Below are 17,129 nucleotides of genomic sequence, written 5' to 3'. Positions count from 1 at the left end.
GGCTTGATGGTCTTGAATCGGAACACTGCTGCTAAGCTTATCCACAATTGCTGGGGCAAAAATCAGCAATCCGTCCTGGGTCAATTTTCAATCGGCAGGGTGGGTCAGTTTTAAATCAGCGCCAACAGGCCAGGTCCACCACGGCATCGACATGCTCAAGCAGAGAGGCCTCTATTTCGCGTATATCTCCCCGGATTACCAGAGTTGACGAAAGCTCAAAATCACCATTGCGCCTTCCGAAAAAGAAACGGTCAAACGCGATGACTTCATAACCGCTTTTAACCAGAAGCTGGCATAAGACAATACCGATATAACCGCCAGCGCCTGCTACCAGGATTTTTTTACTCATGATGCGACCCCTTGATGATCCACCACTGGAAGTCCTGATAAATAAAGCGTGTATAGCAATGCGACTATCCGATCGCATTCGGCTTCGCTCATGTCGTTATAGATAGGCAGTGCCAGGACACTGCAGGCGAGTTCCTCTGTCAGTTTCAGATCGGTTTGCAGGGGGGAGGCATACGCCGGCATCAAGTGGCACGCTGGCGAGTAATACTTGCGAACCATCACATTGGCCGTTGCCATAGTGTGTTGTAGTTCATCCCGATTCATTCCATAGTGTTCGGGGTCTACGCGTACCGGGAGGTATTGCCAGACCGGTTCCTGTTCCCCTGTCGGCTGGCATACATTCAGGCCAGGTATGCCTTCCAAACCCTGAATCAGACGCGCAGCAGCTTGGCGTCGGCATTTGAGTTGCAACTCCAGAGATGGCAACTGAGCCAAGCCGACAATCGCATTGATTTCACTCATCTTCCCGTTGAGCCCTACATATAGGCATTCGCCCTGATCGCTTTGACCAAAGTTGCGAATTGCCGCTACGCGGCTCATCAGTTCAGCGTCATTAGTGCATACGCAACCGCCTTCCAGAGTGTTGAATGGCTTGGTCGCGTGAAAGCTGAAAATCTGCCCATCGCCGAATCCACCAATGCGCTGACCCTGATAAAGGCTGCCAAATGCCGGCGCGCTATCGATGAACAACCGCAGCCCGTTCTGTTTAGCAAGTTTCTCCAGAGACTTGTAGTCGTTGGCATAACCGTAGACATCCACTGCTAGAATGGCTCCAGTGTTTTCGGTTATTTTTCGTTCTATGTCGCTCAGATCCGCGAGGGGGCAATCGAGGCTCTGGATTTCTGCGAACACAGGGATGGCACCTGCAATAACAATGGCATGCACCGAGCCGACAAAGGTAAAGGAGGGAACGATGACTTCCTTGCCTTTGAGATCAGCGGCCATCAGCAGCGCGATCAACGCCTGTTCTCCGTTGCAGAACGCCAGAGTCGGTACCGATAGATAGTCGCTCAGTCGAGCTTCAAATGTTTTGAGTTGAGGACCTCCATTGGTGACGACGCCACTGTCCATGCTTGATTTGAAACGGGGGGCAAGAATTTCAAAAGGAGCAAAAGTGGGTCGTACTATTCCCAGGCGTTTATCGGTCTCAGGTTTCAGCGTATAGGGATTCATGGTCATGACTCCAGTTAATGGATATTAAGTGCAGAATTAATAACGGGAAGGGTCAGGTTCTTTGACGTACCGCGTCGTAAGCCTGAGTGCATACACTTATAAAGGCCGCGATCCCGATGCGGACGAAAAATAATGAAAGAAGTTGTACGCAGACCATCCAGGATGACATCGGAACAGCAAGTAGAATCAAACTGGACAGCGCGACACTTGACAGAATCCAGATCCATAGCAATTGGTCACGTGTTCTCGACCAGCGTCGAGCCCTGTCAGGCGCTGCATGTTTTGATACCAGTCCCTTGGTGCCCCAACTGATGTCACTGATATTTGCCAGTGAATAAGAAGTCATATAAAGGTTGAAGACGGGCAGCAGTACAAGATAGAGACCAAACCAGCGGCCGACCTGTCTCAGGTGTCCCCAGGATTGGGCGACGATGGCGATGATCACGAACAGGAGTGTGGCACCTATGAAGTAAAGGCTTTGCAATGTGCTTCCCCAGAGTGTCAATGCCCAGCCGGACACCATGACAATCCCCAAGGTACAGATAGCGGTGATATGCCACCGTTCCCCTCTGCGACTTCCGATATTAATTTGTCGACTGATGAGCAATACACTGGCCCATAACAACAGGAATCCCGTGGCTGCCCAATAGCCGTTCGATTCGGCGACGTGCGCGGCAGTACCGATTTTCGTGCTGGTGTAGGCAACGCCTGTAGCCATTAATACCGTAATAAACACAGGCATCATCAGTTGTGTTGCAAACTGCATCAGCCCCCAACACAATGACAGTAATACTCCAGGAATACGCTGTGTTGAGATGCTGTGCTGCTTCATCATTTTCGGTAGTTGTTTTGCCGAACTCAGGCGGGCCGCCACCGTGCTATTGATCCAGCGCCTGCGTTGCCTGATAAGTTCGCCAAAGTCAGGACACAAGTCCGTTTCTACCTGCGCCTGCGGGCAATAACGGACGGTACTGCTATGTTGTAGGTTCTTGACCAGCTCAAAACCCATGACTCGATCTTCGGCCAAGAACAAATTGCACTCGAGTAGTCCTTGGGGTTCCAACCCTCTTAAATACTCATCAATGGGGGCCCGCTCCTGACTTTCAGGCTCACAGAAACTCTCCCAGCGAATCAGGCTGCATTGTCCTGGGACCACCTCCAGATAGCGGCACAGATTACCTACGGGCCAATCGCTGACTTTTTCCCAGAGATAATCGGCGTATTGCCAGTTTTGCTGGAGGTTCATGTTTTCAGGCACAGGGGTCAGAATGCAGGTGGTTACCGCACCGCACTCAGGTTCGTCGTGCATGTGTTGCAATAAGTGCTTAAAACAATCTGGAGCGGGAATAGACCCTGCATCCAGTTGCATTGCGAAGCGTGCCTTGACCTTGCTGCCAATGCCCCAGAAGAACCAGGCATGGCTGTCGAGTTTGCTGGCATTATGCAGCTTGGTAGCCAGTAATACGGTGATCGATGCACTGGACTGCTCGCCGACCCAGTCTTTCCCACAACGTTCGAGTAACTCATTGGCAGGCAGGTTTTTGCCTTGAAGTATTATCCTGTTTTCAGCTTCTGCCAGTGCTTCATCCATTGGTTGACGCCGGGGGGAGAGCCCCAGACTTTCAAGCAGCAGGGTGGTCGAAGCATCTACGCAGTGCATACCATCAAGTACTATACACACCACGATCCTTGGGACCGGTGCGGCCATGTATCTGGCAAGTTGAATCTGATTGCGTGCCACCCCTGCCAGCGTGTCAGCCACGGCTTGGGCTTGTTCGTTGTAAAGCGTCAGGCACACCAGAATATCGGCATCAGTGGTGGGTAATTCGCCAGCGATAATAGTATTCTGGCTGCAGAACGTCTTGCGCTGGAAGTGTCTTTTCCAACGTTCCACTTCTTCATTATGTTGTGGCTCGACAGCGGTTAGTTGCATATGAGGTTCCTCGGTTTTACGCCGACGCTTATCAGGCGCGTGGGCAGAAATGGCACGATTAAGTTCAGAGTTTTATGCCCAGTGCCGCGATAGAATCGGGAGCGTTACTACTGGCCGACAGCCCCCAAAAGTTTTGAATGATAGAAGCGTAAATGGCACGAAAATCGGTGGTGAATTTTAGGTTTCCATCGCTATCAAGATCTTGCAGCGAACTTTGCTGCCCCCATAAGCCTCCCGATACACTGCCTCCGCATAGCAGCACTAAACCACTGGTGCCATGGTCGGTGCCTGCCGAGGCGTTTTCCTGTGGACGACGACCGAACTCGGAATGCACCAGAATCAGGCTGTCCTTCCATGCACTCATTTCCATAAGTCCCTTGCGCAATGACAGCAGCAGGGTTTGCACTTTACCGAGTAAGCGCTCATGTTCGCCGCGCAGACCCGAATGTAAGTCGAAGCCGGATAGACTGAGTTTGAACAAAGGGGCGTTGATGTCGTTTTCAATCAGCCATAACAGTAGCGCCGCCTGCATGTTTTGAGGTTCCGTATAACCATCCTTTGTGAACCACGCATTAAAACGATTAGGTGTTTTAATTTTGCGACGTATCCGTTCCCGCAGAGTTGCACTTTGATCCAGCAATTGTTCAAGGTGGTGTGCTGCCGGGTTCTGAGTTCCGAGGGTTGTCGATATCACAGGCCGTGTCTGCGCACTGAGAAACGATTTGCTGTCTTGCAAGGTCAAGACTTGGGCACCCCTGCTTTGCATCAGGTCCTGATTGCCCGAAAGAATGATGCCGTCAGCATCTTGAGCGCTCATGTGGATACGGTGGGTCGAGATCACTTGGCCAGCCCATCCGGAATGTTGACCTGCTTCCAGAGATCCCGATGCCCATATCGCCGCAGAGCCGAAATGAGACAAGTTGGGCTGCGGATAACCGACGTCCTGAACGATTGCCAGTTCTCCACGTTGGAAAACCTCGGCGATATCCTTCCATGCCGCATTCAAAGCCAGCTCTGTCGACAACGGAACGATGTCACGGTTGTTTAACGCCAGGTTGGGTCGATAGCGTTTGTAGAGAGGATCCGTGTAGGGAACCAAGGTGTTGAGCGAATCATTACCGCCAAACAACTCAATCACAATGAGTCGTTTGTGGGGGGGTAACTTCTGGTTTTCGGTTGCCGACAACGATAACGGTAATGCGATTCCCGCCATTCCCAAGGTCAGACTTTTTAACAACAGACGTCGAGAAAACAAACAAGAGTCAGACATTAAGCCCCCTTTAGCTATTTCAGGTTGTAGGCCGGGTCGAGAGTCAGTGCTTTGACTGCTTGTAGGCCGGACTCCAGCAATGGCAGTTCGATTCGTAATGGCGCGCTTGCCAACACTGAGTTGAAAGATATGTTTCCGGCTGATGTCTTGAGGTTTGGAATGCGTGCGGCAGCTATTGGAAGGCAAGGTGTTACACGGCACTGGAGCTGTTGTCGTCCGGTACCATATTCAAGGTTTGAGTTGAGTGGGGCATGGCGGTCTTCCAGAGTTGCCTGTTCTGCTTGAATGGGATGACTGACTTCGAACACCAGGCTCAGATTGCAGTAGAACGAGCCCAGCGGTGAGTCAGCCTGGCAACCTGAGCCGGCGGTAGTGGACCAGCGAGCTTTTTGGGGGGAAAAGCGATAACCATCCAGAGCTATCCAGTTGACGAAAAGATTACTGCCGGTACTTTGTACGTCCATAGTCACTGTTACTGTATGGATATTTTCAGGCAGCTCTTTGCGTGGAATACTCACCCATTCCCACATGGGTTTCAGGTTTCCAGGTTCATTTGAACTCAATTCATGTTGGGTATTAGCACCGAGTTTCGCTTCAAAGGTCTTGATGATCTGATTGTTGACCGACACTTTAAAGCGCACAGGTGTGGTGGTGTATTCGGACGCAAAGCGCACCTGCAAGGCGTCGGCTTGTGGACGCTGTTCAAGGGTTTGCACCGCTTGCCAGAGGCGCTGTATGACACGTTCTCGATCAGTGAGAGTCTTGCTGCTCAACCACTCCAGCCCACCACGCCAGCCCTCGACTGAGGGTGCCATGAACGGTGCTTGTCCCAGGGCAGCAGAGTAATCGACCAGAATCTGCTGATCCGGTAGTACCAGTTCAAATGTGCGAGCGAAACCTATCACCAGTTCCAGTGGGGACTTAAGCAGTACGCCGCGATTGCGTTCATCCCAAAAAGCCGGACTCAATAATAGATCCTGAAGCAGAGCCCGAATGTCATAGTCGCTGTCGCGCAGAACCTGAGCCAGACGCTCGACCTCCTGCGGAGCTGGAGTCAAGGAGACGAATTCGTTATAAAACCGTTGTGCCAGACGCTTGGCCGTTTGTGGTTGTTGGAGCAGGATATCGACCAACTCGTCCAGCTCTTTGTCACTGTTGCCATTTATAGTTTGGCCGAGCACACGTTTTTCGGCACGGTCTGCTGTCTTTTCATCAAACCGATAACGCCATTGTTGTTCAAACGCAACACCATGTCCGGCCAAGACTCGGGCTACTTGTCTTACGTCCTCTTGGCTGTAAGTGCCAATTCCCAATGTGAATAGTTCAAGGAGTTCGCGTCCCAGATTTTCATTAGGACGGTGCTTTGTATTATGAACATTATCTAATCCGCTTAGCATCATTGGGTCTTGCAGTACTTGACGTGTCAGGCTGCGAAAGTTGCGATTGCCTGTATCCCGGAATAGCATTAACTGTTCTAGGAATGGTGCGGTGATGTGGGTTTTGTCGAAGCGTGAAACAAAAAGGTTATGCCAAAACAGGGTCATTCGATCCGCGAAAGGTGAGGGCGTTACAACCATTTCCTGTAACCACCACGCTTGCAGTTGATTAATTTCGTTGATACGTAGAAATGTGGTTTCGCGATCTTGCCATCCCTCGGCCCAATAGTTTGGGTGGGGTTGGCGTGTGAAGGCTGGTGGTTGTGTCCATAATGGAGCATCCAGAGACTCAAGCAAGCGTTCTACTGCCTGTTCGCGACTCAAGTGCTGATAGAGTTCCCTGTCGGAAGGGCTGGCACCAAAGCCGGTGCGACCCAGCAGGTGGGTTGTTTCATCTGGCGTCAGTGCATGAGCATTGCAGGCTATGATTGAAAGCAGGGTCGACAGAGCGACGGAGAATTTTTGTCCCGAAAGTGCTTTTGGTATGGAGAAGAAAGACATGGTGTTCCCCTGCTGTCTGGGATCTGCTGACGGGGAACATGGTTAAACTTATCGCGGCTTACAACAACTCGGAACGGTTCCCTAGAGTACGTATTGCTTGTTTTTAGTCGAAGTTGAATTTGAAAAAAAAACGCTATCGGCTGGATTTTTCTCAAAAAATCAATTTGAAACAAGAGATTTCGTTCTTTTTATTTTTAATGAGGATCTGACGAAAAATCCCAAAGGTTATTGAGATATTGACTTCGCTTTACTTGAGGGGCTTAAGTATTTTTGGCTGGCTTGTTTGGGCCTTCTTCAAAGGGTGCGAAGTTAAGGTCGGCTAGTGAGAGGTTTGAGATTTTTGCACAAGCGGTACACTAGGTGGCTATTAAAAATGCAAAGCTACGGTGCGTGTTCATTTGCCAGAAAATATCATTGATAGACTCGGTAATGAGATCGCACGCAGACTTTTTCCTGTACGGGGTCTATAAAAATCCCGTCCGCCGAAGCATGGTGAATGTTAACGGTTTTGTTTGTCGTTGGTCCCTTAGCGATGATCCAGCGCTCTCCAAATTCGGCAACAGGCGAGGGCGTAGAGAGATAGATATTTGAGCCTGGCCATACCCATAACCCCTCACCCAAAAAGTTATTGATGACCTTAACGCTGTGCAAACACCAGCACTTGCCTCAGCATCTCATCACACGCCTCAAGCTGTTCAACACTGATGAACTCATCCGGCTTATGCCCTTGTTCCATACTCCCTGGCCCGCAGACCACAGCCGGGATTCCGGATTGGTCGAACAGTCCTCCTTCTGTGCCGAAGGCGACGGTGCCGAATACCCGGGAGCCGCAGAATTGTGCAATCAGTTCCGCTGCCTGGCTGTGCATGGCGGTGTCCAGCCCTGGGTAGCTCGACAGTTCGGTAAAGCGGATATCGCTTTGTCCGCTCACGGCGCGCATGGCCGGCAGCAGGTTGTGTCGGGCGTAGGTGTGCATGGCGCTGACGATCTGTTGCGGATCCAGGGTCGGGAGTGAGCGGACTTCAAAGTCGAAGTGGCACTGTGCGGGGACGATGTTCAAGGCGGTGCCTCCGCCGATCACGCCTGTCTGCACGGTGGAGAAGGGCGGGTCAAAACGCGGGTCCTGTGTATCGGCTTTTAATGCCTCCCCAAGACGACCCAGTTCGCAGATCAGCTTTGCGGCGTATTCGATGGCGTTGACGCCGCTGGGTGCATGGGCCGAATGGCAGGCGGCTCCGTGGACTTCGCAGCGCACGGCGACTTTGCCTTTGTGCCCAAGCACCGGTTTGAGCTCCGTGGGTTCGCCGATCACGCACAGCAGCGGTTTTACTGGGCGGGTATGGAGCGTTTCAAGCAATGAGCGCACGCCCAGGCAACCGATTTCTTCATCGTAGGACAGCGCAATGTGTACCGGCAGGCGCAGCGAAGCTTGTGCCAGCGCCGGGACCATTGCCAGCACGCAGGCAATGTAGCCTTTCATGTCGGCCGTGCCGCGACCGTAAAGTCTGCCGCCATTTTCGCTCAGCTCGAACGGCGGGAAGGTCCAGGCCTGGCCGTCCACTGGCACGACATCGGTATGCCCGGACAAGACGATGCCCGGCACGTCGGCCGGGCCGATTGTGGCAAACAGATTGGCTTTGGTTTTCTGCGCGTTGTATATCAGTTCGCAGGCGACCCCGAAGCTGTCGAGGTAATCACGAACAAAATCGATCAGGGCCAGGTTGGACAGTCGGCTGGTGGTGTCGAAAGCCACCAGTTGCGCCAGCAGCTCGCGACTGGTGTTCATCGCTCATCTCCCGGTACGCCGTAGCCCGGTGCGCTGGCCGGGTTCAGGGCGCGATCGATGTAGTCCTGCATTTGTGGCTGGTAGGCCTGCCACAGCATATTCAGCGCTTCGATGGGGTCGTGGTCTGTCCAGTCCACGCGCAGGTCGATGATGGGCCAGGAAGGTTCGCCCACCACTTTCAGAGCTGCCGAATGTACCGGTCCGGCTTCGCCGCCTGCTGTCAGGCCTGCGCGCATGGCTTGCAGCAGGCGCTCGGCCAGGGGGCCGTTGCTTTGCTCGAACGTCTGGATCATGGCGTCTATGACCGACGGGCTCGCGAGCATATTGCCGGCCACCACGCACTGTTCTCCGCTGCGTGCGTTGTGGATTCCCAGTGTTTTGCTGCCGCTGAAGTGCGCGGTTCGTCCCAGGTGGTCGATGGCCGTGATCTGCCGATAGTCGCTGAAGACGTTACCTGCCAGAGCCTCTTCCAGTGCCTCGGCTGGCGACAGGTCCTGATCCATGAGGTCCAGTGTGCGAGGCCCCAGCGCTGGCAAGGTGATGTTCTGCGAGGACACTGCTCCGACGCCCGCGCTCAACCAGGGGCAACGTGCGCCCACGGCAATGCTCGATGAGCTGATGGCGATGCCCAGTTGGCCGGTTTCTGCGCAACGTGCAGCAATGGAAAAGGTCATGGCGGCAGTCCTTATTCGGGGATAACGGCGATCACGTCGATTTCCATCAGCCATTGCGGCTGTCCCAATGCCGACACCACCAGGCCGGTGGAGATGGGGAACACCCCTTTGAGCCATTTGCCCACTTCGTGATAGACCGGTTCGCGGTAGCGCGGGTCGATGATGTAGGTGGTGGTCTTGACGATGTGCGACAGGTCGCTGCCTGCTTCTTCCAGCAGTTGCTTGACGTTTTTCATCGCCTGATTCGCCTGTGCGGCGGGGTCGCCGAGGCCGATCAGGTTGCCGTCGAAATCGGTGCCGACCTGGCCGCGCACGTACACGGTGTTGCCGGCACGCACGGCCTGGCACAGGTCGTTGTTCAGGCTTTGGTTGGGGTAGGTGTCCTTGGTGTTGAACATGCGGATGCGAGTGTGAGTCGGGGTGCTCATGTGAAACTCCTGGGGAGCGATTCGCGCTCCTGTAAAGTGATCAGCCGTTGACGTTGCGCAACTGGACGACAGGGGAGGGCATGACACGTTTGCCCTGGTCGTACGATCGGTATTTGTGTTGAGTGGCGATCTGGTCAGCCACATGTTTGGCGTCGTGCCACACGCCCCAGATAAAGGCGGAACCGCGTCGCGATAGCCACGGCAGGCCGACGAAGTACAGGCCTTGCTCGCTGGACACGCCACGTTGATGGCGAGGTTTGCCCTTGGCGTCGAAGGCATCGAGTTGCAGCCAGCTGTAATCCTGGGAATAGCCCGTGGCCCAGATGATCGAGGTGACACCGGCGGTGGCCAGGTCCAGTTCCTGCAACGGGTGAGTGATGCAGTCGGCATCGGCCACGCGCTCGCGGGCCGAGGGCTCCAGTGGCAGGTCCAGGCCGTTGCGCTGCGCATAGGCATCGGCGGCATCGAGCAGTGACAGGTAGTTCTCGTCACCTCGGTCGAGGTTGTCGACGAGGTCGTTCTGGAAGCGCACCTTGCCATCGGCAAAGCTTTCGGTCAGGCCGGTCAGGGTCATGCCGGCCTGTGCCAGACGACGGAAGTCCACGGTGTAACCGCCACGCGCACCGCTGACCGCAATGGTCACGTGTTCCTTGCCGGGCTGTACGGTTTCGCTGTCCCACAGGCCCAGCACGCCCAGCCACCAGCAGAAGTCTCGGCCACGGTAGGCGCGTGGCGGACGGTCGTGGGGGCCGACCGACAGGTAGACCTGACGGCCAGCGAGCAGCAGTTCTTCGGCGATCTGTACGCCGGAAGAGCCAGCGCCGACTACCAGCACTGCGCCCTCCGGCAGTTGTTGGGGGTTGAAGTAGTGGGCCGAGTGAATCTGGTGCAGGGCGTCATCCTTGGGAGCAATCGCCGGGATGACGGGCTTCTGGAACGGGCCGGTCGCCGATACCAGGTGGTTGACCACGTAGGTGCCTGCGCTGGTTTCGACGGTGAAGCCTGCGCGTTGCCGGTTTCGGGTAACGCGCTTGACCTCTACGCCGGTCTTGATGGGCGCATCGAATTTGCGTGCATAGCGCTCGAAGTAATCGGCGACCTGTTCCTTGCCGGCGAACCCATCCGGGTCCATGTCGAATTCAAGGCCTGGAAAGCGGTCATGCCAGGCCGGGCCGTTGGCGACCAGCGAATCCCAGCGGCCACTGCGCCAGGCTTCTGCAACGCGGTGTTTTTCCAGTACCAGATGCTCGATGCCAAGGCGGCTCAAGTGCTCGCTCATGGCTATGCCAGCCTGGCCCGCGCCCACGACGAGTGTGTCGATTTCTGTGATTTTCTCGGTCATCCTGGCCTCCTTCAACAGGCCGTTTTCGACGTGTTGGTGCCGTAAAAAAGTAGCGAAACGTCAGGGCGCAGGCGCAAAGAGTCCTACGGCATCCGCAGACGTGTATCGAGTCAGTAACGGGTGTTGTCAGTCGACCAGCGAAGGGTCCTGCTGAATCATCAGCAGCTTCATTTCTTCAAAATGCTGGTGAGAGAAATCGGTGATTTTTTCCCAGTCACGGGCGGTTTTCTCCGCGACGTCGTCTGGCAGAATTTTCAGCGGCTGGCCTGTGGACCATGCCGTTACCAGAATCTGGCAGGCGCGCTCCAGGGTCCAGATATCGTCGAAGGCCTCGCCTACGGTTGGGGCAATGACGATCACGCCATGGTTGCCCATCAGCAGACGGTTCTTGCCTTCCAGCAAGCCGGTCAGGCGTGCGCCTTCGGCTGTGGTGTCGGCCATGCCGCCGTAAAGTTCGTCCACGGCTACGCGGTTGAAGTAGCGGGCGGTGTTCTGGTCGATTGCCGGAATGTGCGGCTTGGCCAGGCACGCCACGGCGGTGGTGTAGACCGGGTGCAAGTGCAACACCACGCGGGCATCCGGCAGGCGCTGGTGGATCTGCCCATGGATGGACCAGGCGGTGGCATCTACATCGGGCCGGTGGGCGGCTTCGGCATCATCGGCATCCAGCAGCAACAGGTCGCTGGCGCGCAGCCGCGAGAAATGTTTCCACTTGGGGTTGAGCAGAAACTTTTTGCCGTCGGCTGACAGGGCGGCGCTGAAATGGTTGGCAACGGCTTCGTGCATGCCCAGGTGGGCGATGATGCGAAAGGTCGCCGCCAGGTCGATGCGCGTCTGTTCTTCGAAGTTGAGGGCCATGGTTATTGCACTCCGGTAGAACGTGCCCGCAGTGACTGCCGGGCACGTTCATGGGCTATCAGGGTTTTGGCATCAGCGTGGCGATGTCGTCGGCAGTCGGGGCCTGGAACTTGTATTTCTCCAGCAATGCGGCGTATTCCGGGGTCTTGCTGTATTTCTCAAGGCCTTCGATCAGGGCGTTCTTGACCACATCGTTGCCCTTTTTCACGCCGAAGCCGTTGAGCACCGGGTAGATCAGGGTTTCAGAGGAGATCACCACCCGGTTGCCGAGTTTCTCCACCACGCCGCGAGCCACGGCCGCGTCGGTGATCTGTGCTTCAACCGCGTGGGCCAGCATGGACTGGGTCGTTTGCGGGTCGGTGCCGTATTCGCTGATCGCGATAGGTGGCAGGCCGTTTTTCACGCAGTACTCGGTGGAGAGTTTCTGCAGTTGTTGCAGCCAGGAGGTTGCTGCCATGGAGCCGATCTTGTGGCCACAGAAGTCTTCCGGGGTCTTGGGCTGATAGGCGCTGCCCTTGACCGCCAGGATGGACTCGCCGCTTTTGAGGTAGGGAATCATGTCGATGACTTTCAGGCGGTCGGCGGTGATGTACATCGACGAGTTGGTGATATCGAATTTGCCGCCCTGCAGGCCACCGATCAGGTTGGGAAAGCGGGTGTCGATGTTCTCTGCCGTCATCCCCATCACTTTCGCCAGCCCGTCGAGAAACTCGATGTCGAAGCCGGCTGGTTTGTTCTTGTCCATGTATTCATAGGGGAAGAACGTCATGTCGGAACCGGCGATGATCTTGCCCGGCTGCTGGAAAGCCGAGGCCATCGATGCGGACATGGCAAGCGCAGCGCCCAATACAGCCAGCGCAACGGGACGAACAATCAGGCTTGAAAGCTTCATGGGTATTCCTCGCAGAGTGGGTAGGGTTCAGGCAGTGGCGACGTCGTTTCCGGCTTGCTGCACGAAAAACGAAGCGCCCTTGGGTTTCTGTGGCAGGCGAATGTGGTGCACGGTGCTGCGAATCAGGCCGCTTTCCTCGCCCGCCACCATCAAGCCGGTGTGCTCGCTGGGCAGCGGGTTTTCACCGAAGGGCAAGGCGTCTTCGGCGGCATAGACGCTGATGAACAGGGTGCGTGGGAATTCGGTTTCATTGGGGCTTGAGGCGTGCAGCAAGCGGGTGTGCATGAAGCACACCGAGCCCGACGGGCCATAGCAGGCGACCGGTTGCTGGCAGTGCTCTTCAATGACGGTTTCTTCAACCGCACCGGTAAAGCGGCCGTTCTGCCAATGGGACCAGAGCTCTCCCTTGTGGCTGCCCGGCACTACGTTGAGCGGGCCGTTTTCCGGGGTCACGTCGCTGACCATCAGCAGGGCTGTCACCAGGTCGTCGTTGCTGTGTGGCGTGAACAGGAAGTCTTGATGCCACTTCACCTGCGTGGCGGTGTGAGGCAGTTTGGAGTTGATCTTGCTGTGATGAAAACGGGTGCCGCTGCCGCCGATCAGTTGCGCGGCAATGGTTGCCATGCGCGATTGAAATGCCGTCTGGTAGTACGCCTGCGAGATTTCCGTGGGTGAGGTCACGCGGCGCAGCGACGGGTGATCGGGGCGATGGTCGCTTTCCAGATCGAAACGTGGTCGACCATCCAGGGTCTGCCCCCAGGCCTTGTCCTGGCTGCGGCTGTTCTCTACCCACTGGTCGAAGTCTTGCTGTAGCGCGGCCACTTCATGGGCGTTCAGCACGTTTTCCACCACGAGAAAGCCCTGTTCGTGAAACTGGTCTATCTGCCATTGCTCGATCATGTTCTTTTCCCATCAAACAAAACGTTAAGGTTCAAGCCAACGAGACATCTTTCAGAAAAGCTTCAACACGCGGGTGCTGGCCGTTGCGCAGCGCCTGTGGGTTGTCGTCGCACACCACGCGGCCCTTCTCCATGAACACGATGCGATCGGAGACCTTGAAGGCGAAGTTCATCTCATGGGTCACGATGACCATGGTGATGCCCTCTTGCGCCAGGGTTTCGATGACCTGCAGCACCTCGTTGACCTTTTCCGGGTCCAGTGCCGAAGTGGGTTCGTCGAACAGCATGATTTGCGGACGCATCATCAAGGCACGGGCAATCGCCACTCGTTGCTGCTGGCCGCCGGACAACTGATGCGGGTATTTCCAGGTGTGTTCCAGCATGCCGACCTTGTGCAGCAGCTCGTAGGCCTGTTGCTTGAGCTCATTTGTCGGGGCCAGGCGGTGGTAACGCGGGGCCAGTAGCAGGTTGTCGAGCACGGTCAGGTGCGGGAACAGGTTGAAGCTCTGGAACACCATGCCGATCTTCATGCGGTGCTCGGTGTGTTCCACGTAACGCGGTTTCTGTGCGCCCTGGCGGGTCAGGTGAATGAAGGGCTGGCCATTGACCTTGATGTCGCCGTTATCAATCTGCTCAAGACCGTTGAGCAGGCGGATCAATGTGGTCTTGCCCGAGCCCGACGGCCCGATTACCGACACCACTTCACCGGGCTGGATCTGCAGGTTGACGGCCCCCAGCACTTCGATGTCGTTGTAAGCCTTGTGCAGCCGGGTCGCCTGGAGTGCAGGGCCTTCGAAGTCTGAGACGGGGCGGTCAATGGCGGCGCGCTGTTGGGTAGCGAGCTTGAGCATGTCGGCGTCCGGTTCGCGCACGACCTTGCGCTGCGTCACGTCCAGGTAGCGTTCAAGGCGTTTGAGCAGGAAGTCGAACACAGTAACGATCAGCACGTAGTAGAAGGCCACTGCCGCCATGGTTTCCATGACCAGGAAGTTCTGCGAGTAGAGGCGCTGGCCTACCATCAGGATCTCGGTCAGGGAGATCACCGACACCAGCGAGCTGAGTTTGACGATGGAGATGTATTCGTTGGTCAGCGACGGCAGCGCGACACGAAGCGCCTGGGGAATCACGATCCGCCATTGAGTGCCGACAAAGCTCAGCCCCAAGGCTCTGGCCGCTTCACTTTGCCCTTTGGCGATGGAGAGCAGGCCGCCGCGATGGATTTCTGCGACGTAAGCGGTTTCGCATATCACCAGGGCGATGAGGCCTGCCCAGAACGGGTTGGCCAGCACGGCCGAGGTGGCTGGCACGACCTGCGGCAAGTTATAAATGAATATCAGCAGGACCAGTAAAGGCAAACTACGAAATAGCCAGATATAGGCCCGGGCTGGCAAGTTGATCAGGGGCTGGGATGATTGTTTGGCCAGCGCCAGAACAAACCCCAGAACAATACTTATTACCCACGTCAATACACTGAGCTGAATGACGGTCCAGCTCGCCCTCCAGAACTCGGTATCGCTGAGCAGACTAAACATGTATTTCCAGTCAAACGTCATCGTCAGTTCGCTCGGCAAGTGAATAGTGATGGGCGACGTCCTGTCGAAGTTGATAGTGAACGCTCTCTGTTCTCCCTTCTGTGGCCATCATGATTGATGCCAAGTCCACTCGCCAAATAGTAAGTTTTGGCCCATAGCATAGGAAAATCCTAAGCAGATACTAGGCTGATAATGACAAGCGCCTCAGGGCTCTGAAGTTCGGAGCCTGAATAGCGGATTTTATGCATCTGAAGTGCGCACTTTTAGGGCGGTCAATCAAGCGCTCGGGCACGACTGCGCGCATTCAGTGCGCCGTCTGTCGTGCTGCGAGGCCCGTCATTACTGGGGTTTATCAGCGCGTAGCAGGCTGGGTTATCGGTAACAGGCGATGTGATTAATGAATTGACGCAAAACCTGGCCGCTGGCATGGTCTTCGCTAGGGTATAGGTAAAAGCTATTCAGGCAATGCGGTACAAAGCGGGGTAAGCAGTGACTCACTTTACATTGAAACAGCTCAAGTATTTTGTCACTGCAGTTGAAATGGACAGTATTGCCGAAGCCTCGCGACAGTTGCATATTTCTCAGCCTTCCATTTCAGTGGCTATCAAGAATCTCGAAGAGGCATTTGAACAGCCTTTGTTTGTACGCCACCATGCGCAAGGTGTTTCCCTGACGTCAGGTGGCGGGAAAGTATATGAGAAAGCTAAAGAACTCTTGCGACTTTCCGAAGAACTTGAACAGAACTCGCGCGCGGATAACAAACATGTCCGTGGCACTATCGCTATTGGTTGCTTTGAATCGGCTGCGCCACTTTATATGCCCCGGCTGGTTGCAGGTTTCAAGCGTTTATACCCCGATGTCACTATTCAACTGTGTGATGGCGAGCAACACGAATTGATGCACGGGCTGCACCGTGGCCGTTTCGATCTGGCGTTTCTGTACGATCTTGAGCTGGGCGCCACCATCAATAAAGAAGAGTTGAACGCGCCGCACAAGCCTTATGCACTGCTGCCGGCAGCTCATCCTCTGGCACAGAAAAAAACCGTCACGCTGCACGAGCTGAGCCAGGAGCCGATGATCCTGCTGGATGCCGTACCCAGCAGAACCTACTTCATCGATATCTTTACGGAAAAGGGCTATTCGCCCGTGGTTGCGTACAGTTCACCGTCGATTGAAATGGTGCGCTGCATGGTCGGCCAGGGGTTGGGTTTTTCGGTATTGGTCACTCGGCCCTGCACCAATATGACTTACGACGGCGAGCTACTGGCCCAACTGGATATTGAAGATGATATGCCAGCGTCGACGCTGGTCATGGCCTATCTGCGCAACAACCAGCCAACACGCGCTACCCGGCTGTTTATGGATTATTGCCGCACTGTCGAGCTGGCCCCGCCTGCCAATGTTGCAGCGAGGGTGATCGAACCCTGTGCATGAGGCAAGCAAGTGCTTGCCTCATGCAGCGGTAAGAGCTTTGCACTGATTGCTTAACGCGCGTCAGCTCGACTCGCCCACCATTCGCCTACATCAAACGAAGGGCACGCCTTGATGAACTCGTCAGGCGTGATCTTGCCGTCGCCATTGCGATCCGGCGACAGGTCGCGGTGGCCGAGGATGCGTGCAGCGGGGTAGCGGCCCTTGAGTTGCTGTAACAGGGTTTCCAGGGTCGCAAACTGTGCGGGGGTGAAGTTGTTTTCCGGTTTGTTGCCGGCATCGACGCCGCCTGCCAGGCAAACACCGATGGAGTTGCTGTTATGGCCACGTACATGGGCGCCGATGGTGCTTTCTGCGCGTCCGGTTTCCAGTTCGCCATTGCGGCGGATGACGTAGTGATAGCCCACGGTGTCGAAGCCGCGCTGGATATGCCATTGGGTGATTTCACGCACGCCGATGTCTGCCGTGGCGCGAGTGGCGGAGCAATGGACGACGATGAGGTCGGTACTGGTCCGATCCTTGAGGGTCGAAGGGGTTGAGGTCTGGTTCATGGGCTGCATTCCTTGCAAGGTGATTGGAGCCTTGTAAGGAATACGAGAGCGACATCTGTCTCAAGTCAGCCGCTG

At 55.5% G+C, this 17,129-nt stretch carries 15 protein-coding genes; 1 reads left to right on the top strand and 14 read right to left on the bottom strand.

Annotated elements, in window-relative coordinates; genetic code table 11:
• Window positions 1-115: 115 nt before the first annotated feature.
• The 13 genes from CKW23_RS23235 to CKW23_RS23170 form a co-directional block, all read right to left on the bottom strand.
• Complete coding sequence (locus CKW23_RS23235) at window positions 116-349, bottom strand: NAD(P)-dependent oxidoreductase (RefSeq protein ID WP_095068418.1); 234 nt, start codon at window positions 347-349, stop codon at window positions 116-118.
• Window positions 346-1,521, bottom strand: a complete 1,176-nt coding sequence (locus CKW23_RS23230; RefSeq protein WP_201019958.1) for a DegT/DnrJ/EryC1/StrS aminotransferase family protein — start codon at window positions 1,519-1,521, stop codon at window positions 346-348. The genes CKW23_RS23235 and CKW23_RS23230 overlap by 4 nt, the downstream gene beginning before the upstream one ends.
• 52 nt (window positions 1,522-1,573) lie before the next feature.
• The gene (locus CKW23_RS23225) at window positions 1,574-3,454 is read right to left on the bottom strand and encodes a glycosyltransferase family 2 protein (RefSeq protein ID WP_081741919.1); all 1,881 of its coding nucleotides are present in this window, start codon (window positions 3,452-3,454) and stop codon (window positions 1,574-1,576) included.
• Window positions 3,455-3,518: 64 nt separating this feature from the next.
• On the bottom strand, window positions 3,519-4,724 hold the full coding sequence (locus CKW23_RS23220) for a DUF1501 domain-containing protein (protein WP_025259291.1): 1,206 nt from the start codon (window positions 4,722-4,724) through the stop codon (window positions 3,519-3,521).
• A gap of 14 nt (window positions 4,725-4,738) precedes the next feature.
• A complete protein-coding gene (locus CKW23_RS23215; protein WP_025259292.1) occupies window positions 4,739-6,661 on the bottom strand; it encodes a DUF1800 family protein in 1,923 nt (640 codons plus the stop codon).
• A gap of 637 nt (window positions 6,662-7,298) precedes the next feature.
• The gene (gene argE, locus CKW23_RS23205) at window positions 7,299-8,447 is read right to left on the bottom strand and encodes an acetylornithine deacetylase (RefSeq protein WP_095068415.1); all 1,149 of its coding nucleotides are present in this window, start codon (window positions 8,445-8,447) and stop codon (window positions 7,299-7,301) included.
• On the bottom strand, window positions 8,444-9,121 hold the full coding sequence (locus CKW23_RS23200) for a DUF1028 domain-containing protein (RefSeq protein WP_095068413.1): 678 nt from the start codon (window positions 9,119-9,121) through the stop codon (window positions 8,444-8,446). The genes argE and CKW23_RS23200 overlap by 4 nt, the downstream gene beginning before the upstream one ends.
• Before the next feature lie 11 nt (window positions 9,122-9,132).
• Window positions 9,133-9,549 carry a RidA family protein gene (locus CKW23_RS23195; protein WP_025259295.1) on the bottom strand — a complete coding sequence of 139 codons (417 nt, stop codon included), beginning with the start codon at window positions 9,547-9,549 and terminating at the stop codon, window positions 9,133-9,135.
• A gap of 40 nt (window positions 9,550-9,589) precedes the next feature.
• Window positions 9,590-10,891 (bottom strand): NAD(P)/FAD-dependent oxidoreductase, encoded by a 1,302-nt coding sequence (locus CKW23_RS23190; RefSeq protein WP_025259296.1) that lies wholly within the window; start codon window positions 10,889-10,891, stop codon window positions 9,590-9,592.
• Between the two features lie 126 nt (window positions 10,892-11,017).
• Window positions 11,018-11,749 (bottom strand): class II aldolase and adducin N-terminal domain-containing protein, encoded by a 732-nt coding sequence (locus CKW23_RS23185; RefSeq protein WP_025259297.1) that lies wholly within the window; start codon window positions 11,747-11,749, stop codon window positions 11,018-11,020.
• Window positions 11,750-11,807: 58 nt separating this feature from the next.
• Window positions 11,808-12,641 (bottom strand): transporter substrate-binding domain-containing protein, encoded by an 834-nt coding sequence (locus CKW23_RS23180; protein ID WP_095068411.1) that lies wholly within the window; start codon window positions 12,639-12,641, stop codon window positions 11,808-11,810.
• A 27-nt stretch (window positions 12,642-12,668) separates the two neighbouring features.
• Window positions 12,669-13,541 carry a phytanoyl-CoA dioxygenase family protein gene (locus CKW23_RS23175; RefSeq protein ID WP_095068409.1) on the bottom strand — a complete coding sequence of 291 codons (873 nt, stop codon included), beginning with the start codon at window positions 13,539-13,541 and terminating at the stop codon, window positions 12,669-12,671.
• A gap of 31 nt (window positions 13,542-13,572) precedes the next feature.
• Window positions 13,573-15,093, bottom strand: coding sequence for an amino acid ABC transporter permease/ATP-binding protein (locus CKW23_RS23170; RefSeq protein WP_025259300.1), 1,521 nt, complete (start codon window positions 15,091-15,093; stop codon window positions 13,573-13,575).
• A gap of 519 nt (window positions 15,094-15,612) precedes the next feature.
• On the opposite strand from CKW23_RS23170, the gene CKW23_RS23165 reads away from it, so the two are divergent.
• Window positions 15,613-16,506, top strand: coding sequence for a LysR family transcriptional regulator (locus CKW23_RS23165; protein WP_256590479.1), 894 nt, complete (start codon window positions 15,613-15,615; stop codon window positions 16,504-16,506).
• A 50-nt stretch (window positions 16,507-16,556) separates the two neighbouring features.
• Here the strand turns inward: CKW23_RS23165 and CKW23_RS23160 are convergent, their stop codons facing one another.
• Complete coding sequence (locus tag CKW23_RS23160) at window positions 16,557-17,054, bottom strand: N-acetylmuramoyl-L-alanine amidase (RefSeq protein WP_236249344.1); 498 nt, start codon at window positions 17,052-17,054, stop codon at window positions 16,557-16,559.
• Window positions 17,055-17,129: the final 75 nt, after the last annotated feature.

It is taken from the genome of Pseudomonas sp. Irchel 3A18, assembly GCF_900187465.1.
GTDB lineage: Bacteria > Pseudomonadota > Gammaproteobacteria > Pseudomonadales > Pseudomonadaceae > Aquipseudomonas > Aquipseudomonas cichorii.
This window is presented reverse-complemented; position numbering and strand designations above follow the sequence as displayed.